Below are 19,194 nucleotides of genomic sequence, written 5' to 3' on the forward strand. Positions count from 1 at the left end.
CTCTAGTTATGGGTGGTCCAAAGTTCGGTCTCACTGCACGTCAGGCCGGACTCTAAATCCTTCTGGAGGAGATTCTTAGGGGCAGGTCAAGCGAGCCTGAAGATCTCCGGTCAGATGTGACCTCGACGCATTTTCAAGAATTCGCTCAACATTCTCATCGGTCCAGTCTAGGACCAAGTCGTTTCATGTCGCGAGGAGGGAAACGACGCATGACCGAAAATCAAGCCGACGTCGGGGCGGAGCCAGCCGCACACGGAGCTTCCGCATCAGAGCAGCCTCGCAATCCGCCGCCGGATGCGGTGCTCGGACAAGTTGTATGGCTCATGATGAATATGCCGCGGTACAGGCATATCTTCCTCGCCGATCTCGAATGGATGGTCCTGCCGCCGATCCTTCTCAACCAGTATCGATTGTTTCGCGCTGGCAACCACATCGTCGCTTTCGCGGCCTGGGCCTATCTGTCCGAAGACGCGGAGGCGCGATTGCAGGAGCCGCATCCCCGGCTTGCGCCGACCGACTGGAAGAGCGGCGACCGGCTCTGGCTGATCGATCTGCATGCTCCGTTCGGGCAGCAGGAGCTTGCCTTGAAGGAGCTGGGTGCGACGGCGCTGAAGGGGAAGGCGTACAAGATGCATCGCTGGACGCCCCAAGGCCGGCAGACCGTCGAAGTCGTGCCGGAGGCCAGTTTCTGATTTCAACCTTTGAGAGTGATCGAGAGGATCGCAAGCGGCAATGCTGCGACGCTTTCTCTCGTTCACTATGTCCTCCAGGCAACGCATAATAGCAAGTTTGTGTTTCTGAAGGTGGCTACGATTGACAATCGAGACACAGAACGTCTACGGAGGGTTGTACTGACAAATCAGGTCTGAGTAGTTGCTGAAGTGTAACTACTCGCTCTCTGGTGGAAAATGTTTTGTGGGGGCGCATGGCGGACGTTGGGGGCAACGCCGGCCAGCAAGGTAGCAGTCCCGGTCTTGTGGATACGGGTCTCGGCTGTCTGGGGCTAGTTTTGGCGATTGCTGGCGAGGCGTTCGACGTCGAGCGCGCGCGCCGCGAATATTTGAAGCCCGGCTGCGTTGCAGAAAGCCATGATCTGCTGCGAATTGCCAAGGGAGAAGGCCTGAAGGCGCGACTCAGTCGTTCATCAGTCGGCCGCATTCAAGCGTTGTCTTTGCCGGTGATTGCCAGGCGCGTCGATGGCGGGTTTTTCGTCATTGGTCGTCGCACGGAAACCGGCGTGCTGGTGGGGCTGGCAGGTGGTCCGCCGCTGTCCTGGACCTTGGAAGAGCTCGCGCAACAGTGGACCGGCGAAATCCTGCTGGTCGTGAAGCGTGATCGACTCGCCAGCGATGTCGTCGGCTTCGGCCTGAAATGGTTTCTGCCCGTGGTTCGGCGTTTCGCGCGAATCCTGGCGGAGGTGCTGGTCATCTCGGTGTTCATCCAGCTCGTAGCGCTGGTGTCGCCGTTGTTTTTCCAGGTCGTGATCGACAAGGTTCTGGTGCATCGGGCGTTGACGACGCTCGAAGTGCTCGTGATCGGGCTCCTGCTCATCAATCTCGCTGATGTCGCACTCAACTGGCTGCGGACTTATGCGTTCGCGCACACGACGAGCCGGATGGATGCGATGCTGGGTTCGCTGCTGTTCCGCCATCTCGTCGCGCTCCCGATCGGCTATTTCGAGAGTCGCGCCACCGGTCAGACCGTCGCGCGCGTGCGCGAACTCGAGAACATCCGCCAGTTCATCACCTCGTCGGCGCTGACGCTGGTGCTCGACGTGGTGTTCGGCCTGCTCTTCCTCGTGGTGATGTTCTGGTATAGCCCGCAGCTCACGCTCGTCGTGGTGCTGTCGATTCCCTGCTACGCCGCTATCTCGATCGGGATCACGCCGGCGCTGAAGGCGCGGGTGCAGGAGAAGTTCCAGCGCGGCGCCGTCAACCAGTCGCTCCTGGTCGAGAGCCTCGCCGGCATCCAGACCTTGAAGGCGATGGCGGTCGAGCCGCAGGTGCGCCAGCGTTGGGAGGAGCAGCTCGCCGGCTATATCGGCGCATCGCTGCGGGTCGTCACCCTGGGCGCCACCGGCTCGCAGCTGGTCTCGCTCGTTAACAAGGTGACCTCGGCGGCGCTGCTGTGGTTCGGCGCGCAGGCGGTCATCTCCGGCACGATGACGATCGGCGAGTTCGTCGCCTTCAACATGCTGGCCGGACAAATCTCCGGGCCGGTGCTGCGGCTCGCTCAGCTCTGGCAGGATTTCCAGCAATTCCGGCTGTCGATCGAGCGACTCGGCGACATCATCAACACCCCGACCGAGCGCGCCGTTGCCAGCGCGCGGCAGAATCTGCCGCCGGTTCAGGGCCACATCCGCTTCGAGAACATCGTCTTCCGCTATCGCCCGGGCATGCCGGAGATCCTGCGCGATCTCTCGCTCGACATCCGCGCGGGTGAGGTGGTGGGGCTGGTCGGCCGCTCCGGCTCCGGCAAGTCGACGCTGACCAAGCTGCTGCAGCGGCTCTACGTGCCCGAGCGCGGCCGCGTGATGGTGGATGGTATAGACATTGCGCTGCTCGATCCGGCCTGGCTTCGCCGACAGATCGGCGTCGTGTTGCAGGAGAACGTGCTGTTCAACCGCTCGGTGCGCGAGAACATCGCGCTGATCGATCCGTCGATGCCGTTGGATCAGGTGATGCGGGCAGCGCAACTGTCCGGCGCGCATGAATTCATCCTGGAGCTGCCGCATGGCTACGACACCGTGCTCGAGGAGCGCGGCGCCAATCTCTCGGGAGGTCAGCGCCAGCGCATCGCGATCGCGCGCGCGCTCGTCAGCAATCCGCGCATCCTGATCTTCGACGAGGCGACATCCGCGCTGGACTATGAGAGCGAGCGCATCATCCAGAGCAAAATGCGGGCGATATGTCAGGGCCGCACCGTGCTCGTCGTCGCGCACCGGTTGTCGACCGTGCGCAACGCCGACCGCATCATCGTCATGGAGCGCGGCCGGCTGGCCGAGGCCGGCACGCACGATGCGCTGATGACCCACGACGGTCTCTACGCCAACCTCGTGCGCCAGGCGGTGGGATAGAGCCATGGTCGAGCCGACACCGCTGCGCAGTTCCGACAATGCAAGAGCATCCGCCGAGCCGCCTGCCGCGGCCAAGCCGGCTGCCAAGGTCATGGCGTTTCCGGGCAAGCCGATCCGGCTGAACGCCGAGGAGCGCGAGTTTCTCCCCGCCGCGCTGGAAGTGATCGAGACGCCACTGTCGCCGACCTTGCGGCTCACCGCGGCCACGTTGTGCGTGATCATCGTCGGCGCCGTCTCCTGGGCGTCGCTGTCGCACATCGACATGGTCGCCGTGGCCGAAGGAAAGGTCGTGCCGCTCGGCCAGGTCAAGGTGGTTCAGCCGCTGGAGACGGCGATGATCCGCACCATCCATGTCGATGAGGGTGATCACGTGAAGGCCGGGCAGCTGCTGGTCGACCTCGATCCGACCGAGGCGCGGGCCGATCTCGATTCGCTGCGCTCGGTCCGCGCGCAGGCGGCGCTCGATGCCGAAGTGGCGCGGGTGCTGCTGAGCCGCAATCCCGAGGAGGAGTTCCGGCCGCCGGCCGACGCCGATCCGGTGCTGGTGGCGCAGTCTCGCGACCAGGCGCATCGCGAGATCGAGAAGCATCTGGCGACCATGGCCGCCTATCAGGCCGACATAGCGCAGAAGAGCGCGGCGCTCGAGGCCAACGACGCGCAGATCGAGCGGGCGCGGCTGACGATCCCGCTGCTGCAGGAAAAGAACGACGTGGCGAAAGGACTGTTCGAGAAGGGCTACGGCCCGCGTCCCCCGGTGCTCGAGAGCGAGCAGCAACTGGTCGAGAAGCGTGCCGAACTGCGGTCCGCGCAGGTCAATGTCGACCAGATCCAGGCCGAGATTCGCGCGCTGAAGGCGCGGCTGGCCGAGTCGGCGGCCGGCTATCTCGCCGACGCCACCGACCGCCGCACCAAGGCGCTGACCAAGGTCGCGCAGCTCGATCAGGATCTCACCAAGGCGCGGCAGAAGGAGAGCTATCGCCGGCTCGCCGCCCCCGTCGACGGCAGCGTGCAAGGCCTCAAGATCCACACGCCGGGTGCGGTCGTCACCACCGCCGACACGCTGATGACCATCGTGCCGGACGGCACCGGCATCGAGGTCGACTGCCTGATCCAGAACAAGGATATCGGCTTCGTCAGCGAAGGCCAGGACGCCGAGGTGAAGCTGGAGGCGTTCCCGTTCACCCGCTTCGGCCTGGTGCACGGCCGCGTCCGCAAGCTCGGCCGCGACGCCGCGACATCGCCGAACGCGCCGCCCGGCAGCGCCGCGGCGCTGGTGACGCAAGGCTCGCCGATGAGCCCCGGCGCGCCGCCCGAACTGTCCTATCCCGCCAAGGTCACGCTGCTGCAGGACTGGATCGCCGTGAACGGCCGCCACGAGCCGATCCGCCCAGGCATGCGCGTGTCAGCGGAGATCAAGACCGGCGAGCGCCGCGTGATCGAATATCTGCTGTCGCCCGTGATCCAGGCGGTGAAGGAAGCAGGGAGGGAGCGGTGAAGCCATTCATGACAGAGCGCGCCGGCCTCGCGTCGGTGCACCTCGGACTGCCTCGCGCGGCCCAAGGACGGATGGCGATGATGGAGGCTTGCCGAGGCCGAGCCCGCCTGTTGGCGGGGTGGGCGCGATTCGCGGTCCTCGGGCTGATGCTGGCGCTCTGCGGCTGCGTCACCGCGGAGAACGCCCTGACGCAGACGGATATTGCGAGCATGAAACTGACGGCGGTGGCTGTCAGCTTCACGCCGAATGCCTTCGTCTCGTGGGACGAGGGCGAGAACGACTATGGCGCCGCGAAAGGCCTGTCAGGTCCGCAGTTGCTCGAAGCGATGCGCACGCAGGAGATGAAGGACTACGTCCGCGGCATGCTGGGCGACCGGATCAAGGCCGGCGTCGAGCAGGCGCTCGCCGGGCAACTGATCGGATCACGGCCGGTGCGGCTCGAGATCGTGGTCAAGCGCTTCAAGACCCCGTCGGGGGCGTCGCGGATCCTGATCGGCAGCGACCCTGATATGACGGCGTCCGCGACCCTGGTCGACGCCCGGACCGGTGCGGTCGTCGTCGCCCATCCTGAACTTGTTGCGTCCGTCCATCGCTCCGGCGGCCTCATCGGAACCGCAGTGACGGCCGCCATCGACAACGCGAGAAACGAGACGCAGGAGGGCTTGCTGATCGCGCGCTATGGCCGGATGTACCGCGAGTGGCTGACCCATGGCGCGTAGTGGGAATGGCATGACCTGTGTCGAAAGGGCATTGACTACGGTCCCCCGTTGCATCGTGAGGCATCGTCCGGTCGATCGGCCTGGAGCCTTGTTAAGGATGTTGCGCTCGCGGCCGAGCGAGAGGCCGCCAAGTTTGTTTGCGTCGGCGCTATCTCTTGTTCTCTTCTCCCTTATGTTCTGTGACCATACGTGGGGCGCAGTTCAGCTCGGCTCGCAACGGCATCATGCAGTCGCAATAACCCCAGGTGCTGAGGCTGTTCTTCGGGAGGATGGTCGTGTCGTTGCATTCAAGAACACCGCGAAAGACGGCGCTCCGGTGCTCATTGAAGGCTTAACGGATGTCGTGGCGATCTCTGGGGTCTCGCCGGGGATGCTGGATGCCTCACAACCCGAGAGTCCCGCCTCCTGGATAGCGCTTCGACGAAATGGCGACGTGTACCAATGGAAAGGTACGTGTGCGGAAGACGGCTACGTCGACTGCAAGTACACGCGTGCTTCCAAAGTTGCCGGATTGAGCAATATCACGACGATAAGCAGTTCGCGAGGTGCCCATCTTGCGTTGGATCGAAATGGCCAAGTGTGGGGATGGGGTTGGGATATCGATGGGTTGCTCACCGGAGCAGTCTATCCCTTCGTCAAGCCTCAGCTGGCTTTGGTAAAGCGTCCGATCCGTCTCCCAATTCCCCAGGAGCTCCGGTTCGTTGCGGTCGGCTTTCCGCATGCGATTGGGATCGACCGAGCGGGAGGTGTGTGGATTTGGGGGCGTCCAGATCGGTTCGACGCTCAGCCGGAAAAAAGCCAATCGATTTCCGCAGGGCAATTGACCTTCCGCAAGGTCGATGGACTACCGCCGGCTCGTTCAGCTGTTGCATTCGGCAGGACTTATGTTCTGGCCGAGACCGGCGAAGTGTGGTCGTGGGGAATCACTTCCTACAATCGTCATGAATCCTTTGGTCGTCGACAGCCCGATAAGATGGACGGAGCTTGCCCGACAAAGGCTTTGAGCGTTACGGCAGGAACCGTCGTGGCTGTTTGTCTTGACGGAACCGTGTATCGCGCACTCTGGCCGGGCGTCGAAACGACCGATTGCTGCCAAGCAAGGATCGTGACCGAAGAGCGATGGGAACGTGTTCCGTTTCTATCAGGGATCAATCAGCTGCACGTCAGCAACGCAACATTCGATGTGTCGCTCGTCGATAATTCCGGCGATGCGTACCGAGACGCCTTCGAAACATTTGGCGCGGTCTTGAAGCCTCTGACGAGCCTTCAAGGGCCGCTGGGCTTGGGCCGCTAGGGGGATAGCTGTGGCTGGACAAAACATTATCGATACTGCACATCAAATGTTCGGTTTCCGAGCCGACGGTAGTACGCCCTTCGTCTACAACATGAATGAGTCGCCGCGCAATCAAGGCCTTGTGTTGGAGAACAAGTATGTAAAAATCGGCGGCCAGCGGGTTCTGACCGAGGGACTTGGAATTGATTGTTCCAATCTTGTGCAACAATCGTTGTTGGGTTCTGGCTATGCTGTAGATTGGTTTCAAGCTTCGCCGGACCACCCGCCATCTTTCATGCAGAATGGTGAGTTGAGTCCCAGAGCGTCTCGCTACTATGATGTTGTTGATCCCGGTGATGTACGGCCGGGAGACCTGATCCTATTCGTTGCAACGGGCGCCAGTGATCACGGGGGCAACGGCCATGTTGGCATTGTCGAAACAGCTCCAGATCCGACCACGGGCGTGGGTACATTCTACGGGTCCCAATCGAGTACTGGCCCTGGTGGAGACCAAAGGTTCAACATCATTACCGGAACGTGGTCTAAGGATTCGATTGTCGCGGGATTGCGCGTTAAGGACAGTGCATACGATCCAGAGGCAGCCGCAAGAAGGCTTGAGCCTATACTCGCGCGGCGCAACGAACAGCTGATCCGGCTAGCCGACGAAGATCCAAATCAAGCTGATGCGGCCCACGGCATCATCGGATCAAACGAGCTTCTTTTGGAGTCGCTCACTGGCGCAAGCGGCCGCAACGTTTCACAGGCTGGTAACCCTTTTCTCGATCGGTCCCAAGCTGCCAAGCCTATCCTTTATATTCCGCAGATGGAGGTTGCCGAGCAATTGCTCGGCACGCAATGGCCTGTTGTCCAGGGTTGGAACACACCTTCGTTCAGTGGCCCCAACGTGCTGTCGCCTGATGTTGCCGCCGGGCTGGCTGATCCTAATGGTCGTTCTTATCAGCCAATTCGGTATTTGGATGGGACAGATCTGTTAAACCAGCCGATTCAACCCGCATCTTCTGATGGCTCTTTGTCAACGCCGCTCCGCAATGATATTGGCGGCACGATTGACCTTAATTTCATCCAGAATTTCGGTCTCCTGTCCGTAAACTGGGGTGCCAGCGGTGCGACATACAAGATGTCGCAGGTTCCGGTCACAGAGTGGAACTCGAGTCAGGTGCCCGTCGAAGACCGTACGTATAATATCTACTATGATTTGATGTCTTCGCCCCCCGTCGTGCTCGACCTGAACGGCGACGGCATCGACATTGCCCAGCTCAATCAATCCAACACGTTCATGAACGTCGTTGGCGACGGGCTGAAGCATCGCACGGCGTGGGCCGGGGCGGGCGATGGCGTGCTGATGTATGACGCGGCGGGCAACAGCGCGATCGACGATCCCAAGGCGTTCGAGTTCACGCGCTGGGATCCGACGGCGGCGACCGACATGCAGGCGCTTGCCGACGTCTTCGATACCAACCACAACGGCAAGCTCGATGCCGGCGATGCCGGCTGGGACAAGTTCAAGGTGCTCGTCACCAATGCTGACGGCACGACGACGCTGGAGACGCTGGGCCAGCTCGGCATCACCGCGATCAACCTGACGTCGGACACCAAGACGCAGACGCTCGCCGACGGCTCGGTGATCTCGGGCCAGACGACGTTCACGCGCGCCGACGGTTCGACCGGAACGGCGGCCGACGTGTCGTTTGCCTATGATGCGAATGGTCACGCCGCGCAGACGGTGACGACGCACAATGCCGACGGCTCGACCACGATCGACACCACCTTGCTCAATGCCGATGGCAGCCGCGCCGGCGAGAGCATCAGCACGATCTCCGCCGATGGTCGCGGCCACACCTTGCGCCGCGACACCACCGGCAGCGGCATCTTCGATTCCGTCCAGTCGGACGTGACCGTCGTCAATGCCGATGGCAGCCGCACCGAGACGCTGTCCGACTTCAACGCGGCCGGCGTGCTGCGCGACCGCACGGTCACGACGACCAGCGCGGACGGCCACAGCCAGACCATCGCGCGCGATCTCGACGGCAACGGCTTTGCCGAGCAGTCGGAAATTCACGTCACGGCGGCGGACGGGGCGACCATCGTGACGACCTCCGACCTCGTGCCGAACGGGGCAGTGCGCGATCGCACCGTGCTGACGACCAGCGCCGATGGGCTCGGCAAACGAACCGATGTCGACCATGCCGGCAGCGGCACGTTCGACGTGTCCGTCACCGACGTGACCGTGGTCGCCGTCGACGGCGGCCGCACGGAGACAATCACGACTCTGTCTGCCAACGGCACGGTCGCAAGCCGCAGCGTCAAGGTGACCAGCGCCGACGGCCGGACCAAGACCACCACCAGCGATCTCGACGGCAACGGCACGACGGATCTCGCTCAGGTCGCGGCCATCGTCGTCGCGGCGGACGGCAGCTCGGTCACGACCCAGAGCGACAGCAACGGCGATGGCAGCCTGCGCGACCGCACCGTCACCTCGCTCGGCGCCGACGGCCTGTCGCGGACGGTCCAGAGCGACCTGGACGGCAACGGCGCCGTCGACCTGACCACGACCGATGTCACGGTGCTGAATGCCGGCGGCTCGCGCACGGAGACGGTGACCGAGCTCAATGCCGATGGCTCGCGGCGCGACCAGACCGTGACGGTCTACGGCGCCGACGGCCGCTCGCGCACGGTCTCGGCTGACCGCAACGGCGATGGCATCGTCGATCATATCGAGACCATCGTGATTGCCGCGGACGGCAGCAGCATCGACACGATCGATGACGTCACGGCGAACGGCACGCTGCGCAGCCGGACCATCGTCAGCACCAGCGCCGACGGCCTGTCCAAGACGACGCAGATCGATGCCGCCGGCGCCGTCGACGCCAATGGCCACGCCGTCGACGATCTGGTTCGCAGCGACATCACGGTTGCCAATGCCGATGGTAGTCGCACCGAGACCGTGACCGAGACCCATGCCGACAGCTCGCTGAAGGACAGGACTGTCACGACGGTCAGCGCGGACGGGTTGAGCCGGACAACCCGGCAGGACTCTTTTGGTGTCGGGATTTTCAACTTTAGAGAGAGCTATGTCTATGTAAGCAACTCAGACGGGAGTAAGGTCGAGACGGTCACCGACACCCATGCCGACGGCTCGCTGATGAGCCGCAGCGTGATCACCACCAGCGCCGATCGTCTTTCGGTGCTCGCCGTGATCGACGCGACGGGCTCCGGCACGGCATCGCAGACACAGTCCACGCTCATCAAGGCCGACGGCAGCACCGTGAAGACCGTCACGGACCTCAATGCCAATGGTTCGGTCCGTGACCGCAGCGTCACCACGACCAGCGCCAACGGGCTTTCGGTGACGACGCAGACCGATTCGAACGGCGACGGACAGTTCGATCAGACACGCACCGACGTCACCGTGCTCAATGCCGACGGCAGTCGCACCGAGACGGTCACCGATCTCAACGCCGACGGCTCGCTGCGGGACCGCACCGTCAAGACCGTGACGGCGAGCGGGCTCTCGGCCACGACGCAGAGCGACTTGACCGGCCACGGCCGCTTCGACCGCACGCATACCGATGTCACCGTGCTCAATGCCGACGGCAGCCGCACCGAGACCAGCACCGATCTCGCCGCCACTGGTGCGGTCATCGACCGCACGGTCAAGACCGTCAGCGCCAACGGGCTGTCGGTGACGACCTCGTCCGATCCGTCGGGCAGCGGCACTGCGGTGACGACGACCGACGTCACCGTGCTCAACGCCGATGGCGGCCGGACCGAGACGATCAGCGACATCGCCGCCAATGGCGCGCTGCTCGATCGCACCGTGACCGCGATCTCGGCGTCGGGCGAGAGCAGGACCGTGAGCCGCGATATCGACGGCGACGGCCATGTCGACCAGACCGAAACGATCCTGATCGGCGCCGACGGCAGCCGGATCGATACCGTCTCCGACCTCAACAGTGACGGCTCGGTGAAGGACCGCGTCGTGACCACGACTGCGGCCAACGGGCTTGTGGCGACGATCCAGCGCGACCCGACCGGCGCGGGCAGCTTCGCCCAGACCGAGACCGACGTCGTTCTGCGCAAGGCGGATGGCAGCCAGGTCGAAACCGTCACCTGCCGCAACGCGGATGGCTCGGTACGCTACCGCACGGTGACGACGACGAGCGCCGATGGCTTGTCGAAGACCACGCAATGGGACGACACCGGCACCGGCCGCCATGATCGCACCCGGACGGATGTCACCGTCATCAACGGCGATGGCAGCAGGACCGAGACCGTCACCAACCTCAACGCCGACGGCTCAATCCACGACCAGACCGTGACCACTACGAGCGCCGACAGCCGCACGGTGTCGGTGCAGCGCGTGGCGAACGGCGCGACCTCGACCGAGATCCGGAAGGTGATGGCGGACGGCTCGACCGTGACCACCGTGTCGGATCGGAACGCCGACGGCACGCCCAAGGACAGGATGGTGAGCACGGTGAGCGCGGACGGGCTCACCACTACGGTGCAGCGCGACCCCACCGGGGCCGGCAGCTTTGCCCAGACCGACACTGACAGCATTGTGCTCAACGCCGACGGCAGCCGCGTCGAGACCAAGGAGTCCCGCAACGCCGACGGCTTGCTGCGCTACCGCACGGTGACGACGACCAGCGCCGACGGCCTGTCGAAGACGACGCAGTTCGATCTGGCCGGCGCCAGCCGTTTTGATCAGACCCAGACCGACGTGACCGTCCTCAACGCCGACGGCAGCCGCACCGAGACCGTCAGCACCTTCAAGGCCGACAATACGCTGCTCAATCGCCAGGTGAAGACCGTCAGCGCCAACGGCCTCAGCACCACGACGCAGTGGGACAGGACCGGCGCGGGCAAGTTCGACCAGACCGCGACCGACGTCACCGTGCTCAACCGCGATGGCAGCCGCACCGAGACGATCACCGACCTCAACGCTGACGGCACCCCGCAGGCGCAGACGATCGTCACGACCTCGGCCGACGGCCGCACCGTGACGCGGCAGACGCGCAAGACCTCCGACTCCAGGTTCGACCAGAACCAGACGGTGGTGACGACGAAGAACGCGGACGGCAGCGCGACGCAGACACTGACCGACACCACCGACGACGGCAAGCTCAGGGATCGCGCCGTCACCACCACCAGCGCCGACGGCCTTACCGTCACGATCACGCGCGACTCCAACGGCGACGGCAAGGTCGATCAGACCGAGACCGATGTGACCCAGGCCGACGGCAGCAAGATCCAGACCATCGCGGACTACGATGCCAACGGCAACCTGCTCAACCGCACCGTGATTACCACGAGCTTCGACGGTCTGACACAGAGCACACAGCAGGACGAGAACGGCAACAACACCATCAGCCGGGCCCGCAGCGACGTCACGGTCATCAATCTCGACGGCAGCAAGACCGAAACCATTATCGATCGCAACAGCGACAACACGATCCGCCAGCAGGCGGTGGTGACCACGAGCGCCGACGGCCTCAGCACGTTCTCCAAGCTCGACGGTCAGGGGAAGGGCTTCTACGGCCACACCGAGACGATGACGGTGAACGCCGATGGCAGCACGCTCACGGTGGCCAAGGACGTCGACTCCAACGGCAAGCTGCTGGACGAGACGGATACGATCATCAGCGCGGATCGCCATAGCAAGACCGTTAAGATCGATTCCAAGGGCACGGGCGTCTTCAACTCGGTCGCCGTCTCGCAATCCAACATCGACGGCAGCATCTCGACCACAATCACCGATTACAATGACGACAAGAGCGTCAAGGACCGGGCGGTCACGACCCTGAGTGCGGACGGGCGCACCAAGGTCATTCAGATCGATTCGAAGAATGCCGGAACGTTCGACCTCACCACGGTCAGCGCGATCGGGATCGACGGCAGCAAGACCGTCACCTCGACCAACGTCAACGGCACGGTCGATCGCCGCTTCTATGATTCGATCGGCAATCTCGACAGCGAGACCATCACGGCGGGCAACGGCTCGACGCTGAAGACGGTGTATAAATACGGCATTCCGGTCAGCACCAGCTACACGAATGCGAATGGCAGCGGAGGGCAAGGCTCTTCCGGGCTTGGATCGGCTTACGGCGCGTTCCTTGGCGGCAATTCGATGATTGGGAGCATCGGCCGGTCGTACCTGATCGGCCAGCTTGGCCAGGCGGTTGCGAAGTCGGATGCTCTGAACGAGCTTGCGCGATCGCTTGCCGATTCGACAGGTGCTAAATCTCCGATCAACTCGGCGTTGAGCGATTCCGCGGCGACAACAGGTAATGGCTTCGTCGATGGTGTCGACGGTATGGTCTCGTCCTTGCTGTTGGCAGAGGCTGCGCAGGCTCTCGGAATCAGAGGTTTCGCTGGAACGGTATTCACGATCACCGGATCAGCGATCACGAAGCAGCTTCTGATCAACCTTGAGAATATTGCAAAAACAGCAGTCAACGGCGCCACGCTCGACTCAGTTACGATCGGCGATCTTTTTAAGGGTTTCGACCCCGCCACCTTCTTCACCAACCTGGGCGACGCGATCGGCGGAGCGGCGGGCAGCTATCTCGGCTCCCAGGTCGTGGCACCGACCAACATCATCGGTGCCATTGGCGGCCAGATCGGCAGCACCATCGGAGGCACCATTGGGCTCTCGATCGGAACCGCTCTCGGCGGTCCGATCGGCGGCATCATTGGCGATTTTATCGGCTCGTTCATCGGCGACGTTCTCGGGACCTTGTTCGGGGATCTGTTCGGGCCCGATGGACCGCCTTCGGCCTCCATCACGCTCGGCGTGCTGAATGGCACCCTCGGCGTCGTCGCGACATCTCACGACAATGGCGGCGAGGTCGCCCCGTTGATGGGGATCGCCGGCGCCGTCGACAACATGGTCGATACGCTGATCGGCATGACCGGGGGCAAATTGAGCTTTGCCACTCCGGCCTCGCCGAGTGGTGCGGCGCAGGGCGACGGCTTCCTCGGCAGTGTGCTGGGCGGCGGCATCGGCTTGATCGGCGGATCCGCGGACGTGACGTTCTCCTATTCGGGCAATCAGGCCAGCGTCTACATTCCAGGCATCGGCACCGAAAACCTGCCCACCTCGGGCGATACGTCGGCGGCATGGACGAAGGCCGCGCAGGATAGCGTGTGGGCCATCATTCAGGAGGCGCAGCTGTCGGCCGGCGATCCGATCCTGACGACCGCGTTCGCCGCGGCGCGTGTGCAGGACAGCAATTTCGAGGCCGTTGCCTCCGACCTGCAGGTGGCCAAGGACTACGAGACCTATCTGGACAACACGGCGGCGATCAATCAGCTCATCGCACAGAACCCGGACTCGGCCTTTGCCGCGGGCTGGCTGCTCACCTTGTTGCGGGCCGAGGAACTCGGCCTGACCCAGGTGCCGCACGAACAGGGCTGGACGGCCAATCTGGTCAGCGGCACCGGCTCCGTCGCCGCCGTCGAGAAGGTCTATGACAACAACGGAATCCTGGTCGAGGAGGTCGACTTCAACAAGGACGGCAGCCAGGTCGACCAGCAATACTTCAAGAACCTCACGGTCTCCCTGAGCAACGCGACGCTTCACGATCCGGAGGGATCGACCTGGTCCATCACCGGAAACAACGACACCGTCACCGCCAAGCGGCTGTCGATCGTGAATCTGACGGGCAACAACGACAGCGTCACCGTCACGGGATCGAAGGCAACCGTCAATGTCACGGGGAGCGCGGATGATGTGACGATCACTGCCGGCACCGTCACGGTCGCGGGAGGAGGCAGCAGCGTCAGCATCCACGGCAACAATGATGTGATCATCGGCGGCAAGGGCACGACGCTGACAGTGTCCGGAACCGCCGAGGCGATCACCCTGGATGGCGGCACGCTCATCCTGACCGACGACGGCATCAATGCAGCCATCGCTGGCACCGGCGGTCAGATCACCGTCGCCAACAGCGTCACCGTCGATCTCACGGCAGCGGCGAGTGCGCTGACGGCCGGCTACGGCCTCACCGCCACGGTCGAGGGGGCCGGCTCCAGCATCACTGCGTCGACGCTCGCGCATGTCGTCGCCACAGGGGGCGGCGAGTCGGTCAATGTCGGCGCGACGTCGAGCGTGTTCTTGAGCGGTGACGGCGGCAGCATCACCGCGGGGTCTTCGTCCCAGATCACGCTGAACGGCAACAACGCAAGCATCACGGCCAAAGACAGCGAGCAGATCACCGTCACCGGTACCAACGACACGACCAGGGTCGGCGACCAGTCGACCGTGACCATCAACGGCTCCGGCGATACGACGATCGCGGGGGCATTGGCCGTGATCAATGTCACGGGCTCGGGCGACGTCACCACCGCCGGAAGCGGCCTGACGCTGGTCGTCAACGGCGACGGCAACATGCAGACCGCTGCCGACGGCGCCACGATGACCGTCACCGGCGCCAACGAGACCAACTCGGCCGGCGACAAGGCGACGATCATACAGAAGGGAGCGGGCGGCACCACGACGGCGGGCAAGGGCTCGACGGTGACCGTCACCGGCGACAAAGGCAAGACGAGTGTCGGTGATGGCTCCCATGCCACTGTTGTCGGCTTGTCGGAAGTGGTGGCGGGCGGCATGCAGTCCGTGTTGTCCGTGCAGGGTGACTCGGCGACCGTCACGGCGGGCGATTTCTCGGCCGTCACCGTCACCGGCAACTACGCCTCGGTTACCGCTGGCACCGGCGCTACGGTGAGCACCGCCGGCAGTCGAGAGACGATCACTGTCGGGGCGCAAGCCAGCGTGGTCGCCGTAGGCGGCTTGAATAATGTCACTGCGGTTGGCCTGGGAGCATCGATCTCCTTCAGCGGGCCCGGCAGGTCCCGGTCGACCGCCAACTTGGATGGTGGATCGGTCGTCCTGACCAGCGCTCTGGCGACGATCAATGGTACCGGCAATATCATCACGCAAAATACAAACAGCAACGTGATGATCGTCGGAACTGGGGATGCCGTCGATATCACTGGGGTCAGCAATAGTACCATGATCAGCAGTGGCTCGATTGCCGTCGAAGCCGGTGCCAGTACGGTCGCGACAGGCGACAATGATGCGGCGGTCGTGAAGGCGAACGCGACGCTGAGCCTGACCGGGACCGGAAACTCGATCGACTTCGCGGGGGCCGGGGCAACGGTCACCGCCAGCAATGCCGGCGTCCGAGTCGAGAATGGATCCGGCGGAACGCTGAACGGATCATTCGATACGATCGCCGTCGGTGCCAACGCCTCGCTCAATCTCATCGGCAGCAATTCGAGCGTGACGGTGAGTGGGGCGGGCAGCAGCATCGGCGTGACCGGCACCACGGACTCGATCGCGATCAACAACGGCAATGTCGCATTGGGGGCATCGTCCAGCGTCATCGTATCCGGCGACGGAAATGCAATCTCCGCAGTCGGTCATGACACCGTCATCGCGAGCGGCAAGCATGACAGCGTTGCCGTGTCCGGCACCGGCAACGTGATCGCGATCTCCAACGCGACCATCTACCTCGCCGATGGCGCGGATGCCGTCATCGTCGGCTCGAACGATACGATCGTCGCCGGCAGCAACGCGACCCTCACGCTGATCGGCAACAATGACGGCGTCACGGTGAACGGCGCCAATACGTCGATCGATCTCGCCGGCAACGGCGATTCGATCACCATGAGCGCCGGCTCGCTGACGCTCGAGCCCGGCACGGTGGCGACAGTCGTCGGCTCCAACAACAAAATTCAGCAAGGCAAGGGGCTGACGCAGGGGGACAACGCCATCATCCAGGCGACCGGCAGCGACGGCATCTTCGTTGCTGGCAACAATGCCCATGCGGATGTGACCGGCACCCACAATGTCGTGGTCGTCGGCGACAATTCGACCGCGAACGTGTCTGGTGCCCTGAACCTGGTCAGCGCCGGCAACAAGGCCGCGGTGACCATGTCGGGCAATGAAAACTCCGTCTCGGTCGGCGACGACGCCAATGTCAACATTACCGGGTCGTCGAACATGCTTGCCGCAGGCGCCAACCTGACGGCGGACGAGGGCGGGACGCACAACACCGTGACAGCGACGACGGGGGCGCATGGCATCCTGAGCGGCACCAGCGACCAGCTCACTCTGGGAAACAACGCTGCTCTTCAGGTCACCGGCAGCAACGACGCCTTCACCACGGGAACGTCCTCGTCGGTCCTCGTGACCGGAAGCAGCAACCAGGGAAGCGTCGGCGACGGTTCTTCGGTGACCGTCAACGGAAGCTCCGATATCATCAGCGCGGGCAGCAACGCGACGATCACGGTCGGCGGTGCCCAGGATACAATCAGCGCGGGCGCCAACGCCTGGCTGACGGTCAACGGCAATTCCAATACGGTCTATGCCGGCGACCATTCCAGCGTGTGGCTAAACGGCGCACATGACACGCTGGGGTCTTCGACTGCGGCAAGTGCGTGGGTCTCGCTGAACGTCGCCGGCAGCTACGATCAGGCGACTATCGGCGACAGTGCTAACGTGACCCTGGGCGGGACCAACGCGCATATCGCGGCGGGGGCAGGGTCGACACTGAATGCTGGCGGCAGCACCAACACGGCCTCGCTTGGAGACGCTGCGAAGATCACGCTTGGAGGCAGCGGCAATACGATCTCGGGCGGCAAGACATCGTCGGCCACCGTCACCGGCGCATCGGATACGCTCACGCTGGGCGCCGGAGCGAACGTGACCGTGCAAGGCAACGGCAATACGTCGACAGTCGGAGATGGATCGACCATCGTCGTCTCCGGGTCGCAAGACACAACCACGGCCGGCGCCAGCGCGGCGCTCACGGTGTCCGGTACCGGAAATACTAGCTACGTTGGCAATGGCACGTCGGCGGCAGGGTCCTCGGTCGTGATCTCCGGAAACGCAAATGCGACGACAGCCGGAACCTACACGGCGGTCCAGGTGATCGGCGATTCGAACACCACCACCGCCGGTGCGTCGTCGACGCTTGTCGTCAATGGTGCAAAGAACAACACGACCGCCGGTCCCAACGCCACGTTGACGATCAATGGCAACAACAACGCCGTCGCCGCCGGATATGCCTCATCCGCGACCGTCAACGGGGCGAACAGTCAGATCAACATGGACTATTCGGCCTGGCTGCAGGTGAACGGTAACTATGACACGAGCACGGTTGGCACCGGCTCGACCGTCATCATGGCCGGCAACCACGACGGCACCACCACCGGCAGTGGTTCCAACGTGACGCTGACGGCAACCGCCACCGCCGATCAGGTCTCGCTCAATGACAACACCAAGCTCACCGTGAACGGAGCTGGAAACGCCATCTATGGCGGCGCTGGCGATACACTGACCCTGGCAGGAAGCTCGAATGGTGTGAACGTCGGCACCGGGGCAAGCGTCACGGTGGGAGGTGACAGCAACTCGATTACCGCCGCAGCCAAGGCCTGGATGCTGATCAGTGGCAACTCCAACTCCGAAAACGTGGGTGCTGGGTCAAACGTCACGATCGCTGGAAATGCCAACAACACTCTGCTGGGAGATGGCTCGACGGCGGCGATCACTGGATCAAAGAATTCGACCTCTTACAACGCGAGCGGTGCCAACGAGAACGTGGTTGTTTCTGGAGATAGCAATTCGGTCTATGTCGGTGCGGGAGCACACGTCACGGTAAGCGGCTCAAGCAATTCGACAACGGCGTTGGCGAGCGCTTGGATGTACGTCTCCGGCAATTCAAACGCCGAGACCGTGGGTGCCGGAGCAAGCGTAACAGTCAGCGGTAAAGGAAATCAGACCTGGCTGGGTGACAACTCCGCCGCCGCCATCGGCGGGTCCAACAACATGACATCCTACAATGCGACGGGCTCGAACGAGAACCTGAATATATCCGGCAATTCGAACACGACGACCGCCGGAACGGGTGCTAGTGTCTACATCGGCGGGGCTGGCAACAACACGTCTCTCGGACAGTCAGCCGGCGTTCAGGTGGTCGGAAACTCAAACACGACGACTATCGGCGATGCGTCGACTTTGCTCGTTAGTGGCTCCTCAAACTCCACGACCATTGGCGCTAGCGCGAATGTCACTATCTCCGGCTCCTCCGACAACACGTCAATTGGTGTAAATTCAGCAATCACCGTGAATGGGAGCAGTAATTACACAACAGCGCCTGGATCCGGCGATATCGCTTGGATCAATGGCGGCAATAACCAGCTCTATATGGGAGCAGGAGCAAACGTAACAATGAACGGCAACGGCAACGTTGTCAGAATTGGTGACATTTCCTATCTTTACGTTAACGGTCATGGCAATAATGCTACGGCAGGAAACCGTTCGGCACTGATAGTGACTTCTTCCGACAATTATCTCGTGACGGGTCAGTACTCTGGCTATCATTTTGATAGTTACGCGACCGAAGCGAGCGCGATTCAGTCAGGTGGTGTACATGCGGGATATGGCACTCAATTCTTCGTCGGTAGTGCTTATGTATTCCAAACGACGGGCATGTAGCTGAGGCGGCGCTGATTGATGCTGGTGAAGTAGGGATTGACTGACACTCTATCGGCCAGTCATCCCTCCCAGCCATTCCCAAGACCCGCCAAAATGCTTGTTTAA

6 protein-coding genes are annotated in these 19,194 nt (G+C 62.9%); all 6 read left to right on the forward strand.

The genetic code is table 11. The annotated features are described in order from the left end of the window. Positions 1 to 209 precede the first annotated feature (209 nt). The 6 genes from HL671_RS00005 to HL671_RS00030 all read left to right on the forward strand — a co-directional run bounded on the left by HL671_RS00005 (position 210) and on the right by HL671_RS00030 (position 19,089). Entirely contained in the window at positions 210 to 692 is a 483-nt protein-coding gene (locus HL671_RS00005; protein WP_283813068.1) for a toxin-activating lysine-acyltransferase, read from the forward strand. 233 nt (positions 693 to 925) lie between these two features. Then, on the forward strand, positions 926 to 3,076 hold the full coding sequence (locus HL671_RS00010; RefSeq protein ID WP_172235256.1) for a type I secretion system permease/ATPase: 2,151 nt from the start codon (positions 926 to 928) through the stop codon (positions 3,074 to 3,076). Positions 3,077 to 3,080: 4 nt separating this feature from the next. Beyond that, entirely contained in the window at positions 3,081 to 4,571 is a 1,491-nt protein-coding gene (locus tag HL671_RS00015) for an HlyD family type I secretion periplasmic adaptor subunit (protein ID WP_172235257.1), read from the forward strand. A gap of 8 nt (positions 4,572 to 4,579) precedes the next feature. Then, positions 4,580 to 5,290 (forward strand): DUF6778 family protein, encoded by a 711-nt coding sequence (locus HL671_RS00020; RefSeq protein WP_172235258.1) that lies wholly within the window; start codon positions 4,580 to 4,582, stop codon positions 5,288 to 5,290. Between the two features lie 133 nt (positions 5,291 to 5,423). After that, the gene (locus HL671_RS00025; RefSeq protein WP_172235259.1) at positions 5,424 to 6,584 is read left to right on the forward strand and encodes an RCC1 domain-containing protein; all 1,161 of its coding nucleotides are present in this window, start codon (positions 5,424 to 5,426) and stop codon (positions 6,582 to 6,584) included. Positions 6,585 to 7,782: 1,198 nt separating this feature from the next. Next, on the forward strand, positions 7,783 to 19,089 hold the full coding sequence (locus HL671_RS00030) for a beta strand repeat-containing protein (protein ID WP_172235260.1): 11,307 nt from the start codon (positions 7,783 to 7,785) through the stop codon (positions 19,087 to 19,089). The last annotated feature ends 105 nt before the right edge of the window (positions 19,090 to 19,194 follow it).

Source organism: Bradyrhizobium denitrificans (assembly GCF_013179005.1).
Classification (GTDB): Bacteria; Pseudomonadota; Alphaproteobacteria; order Rhizobiales; family Xanthobacteraceae; genus Bradyrhizobium; species Bradyrhizobium denitrificans.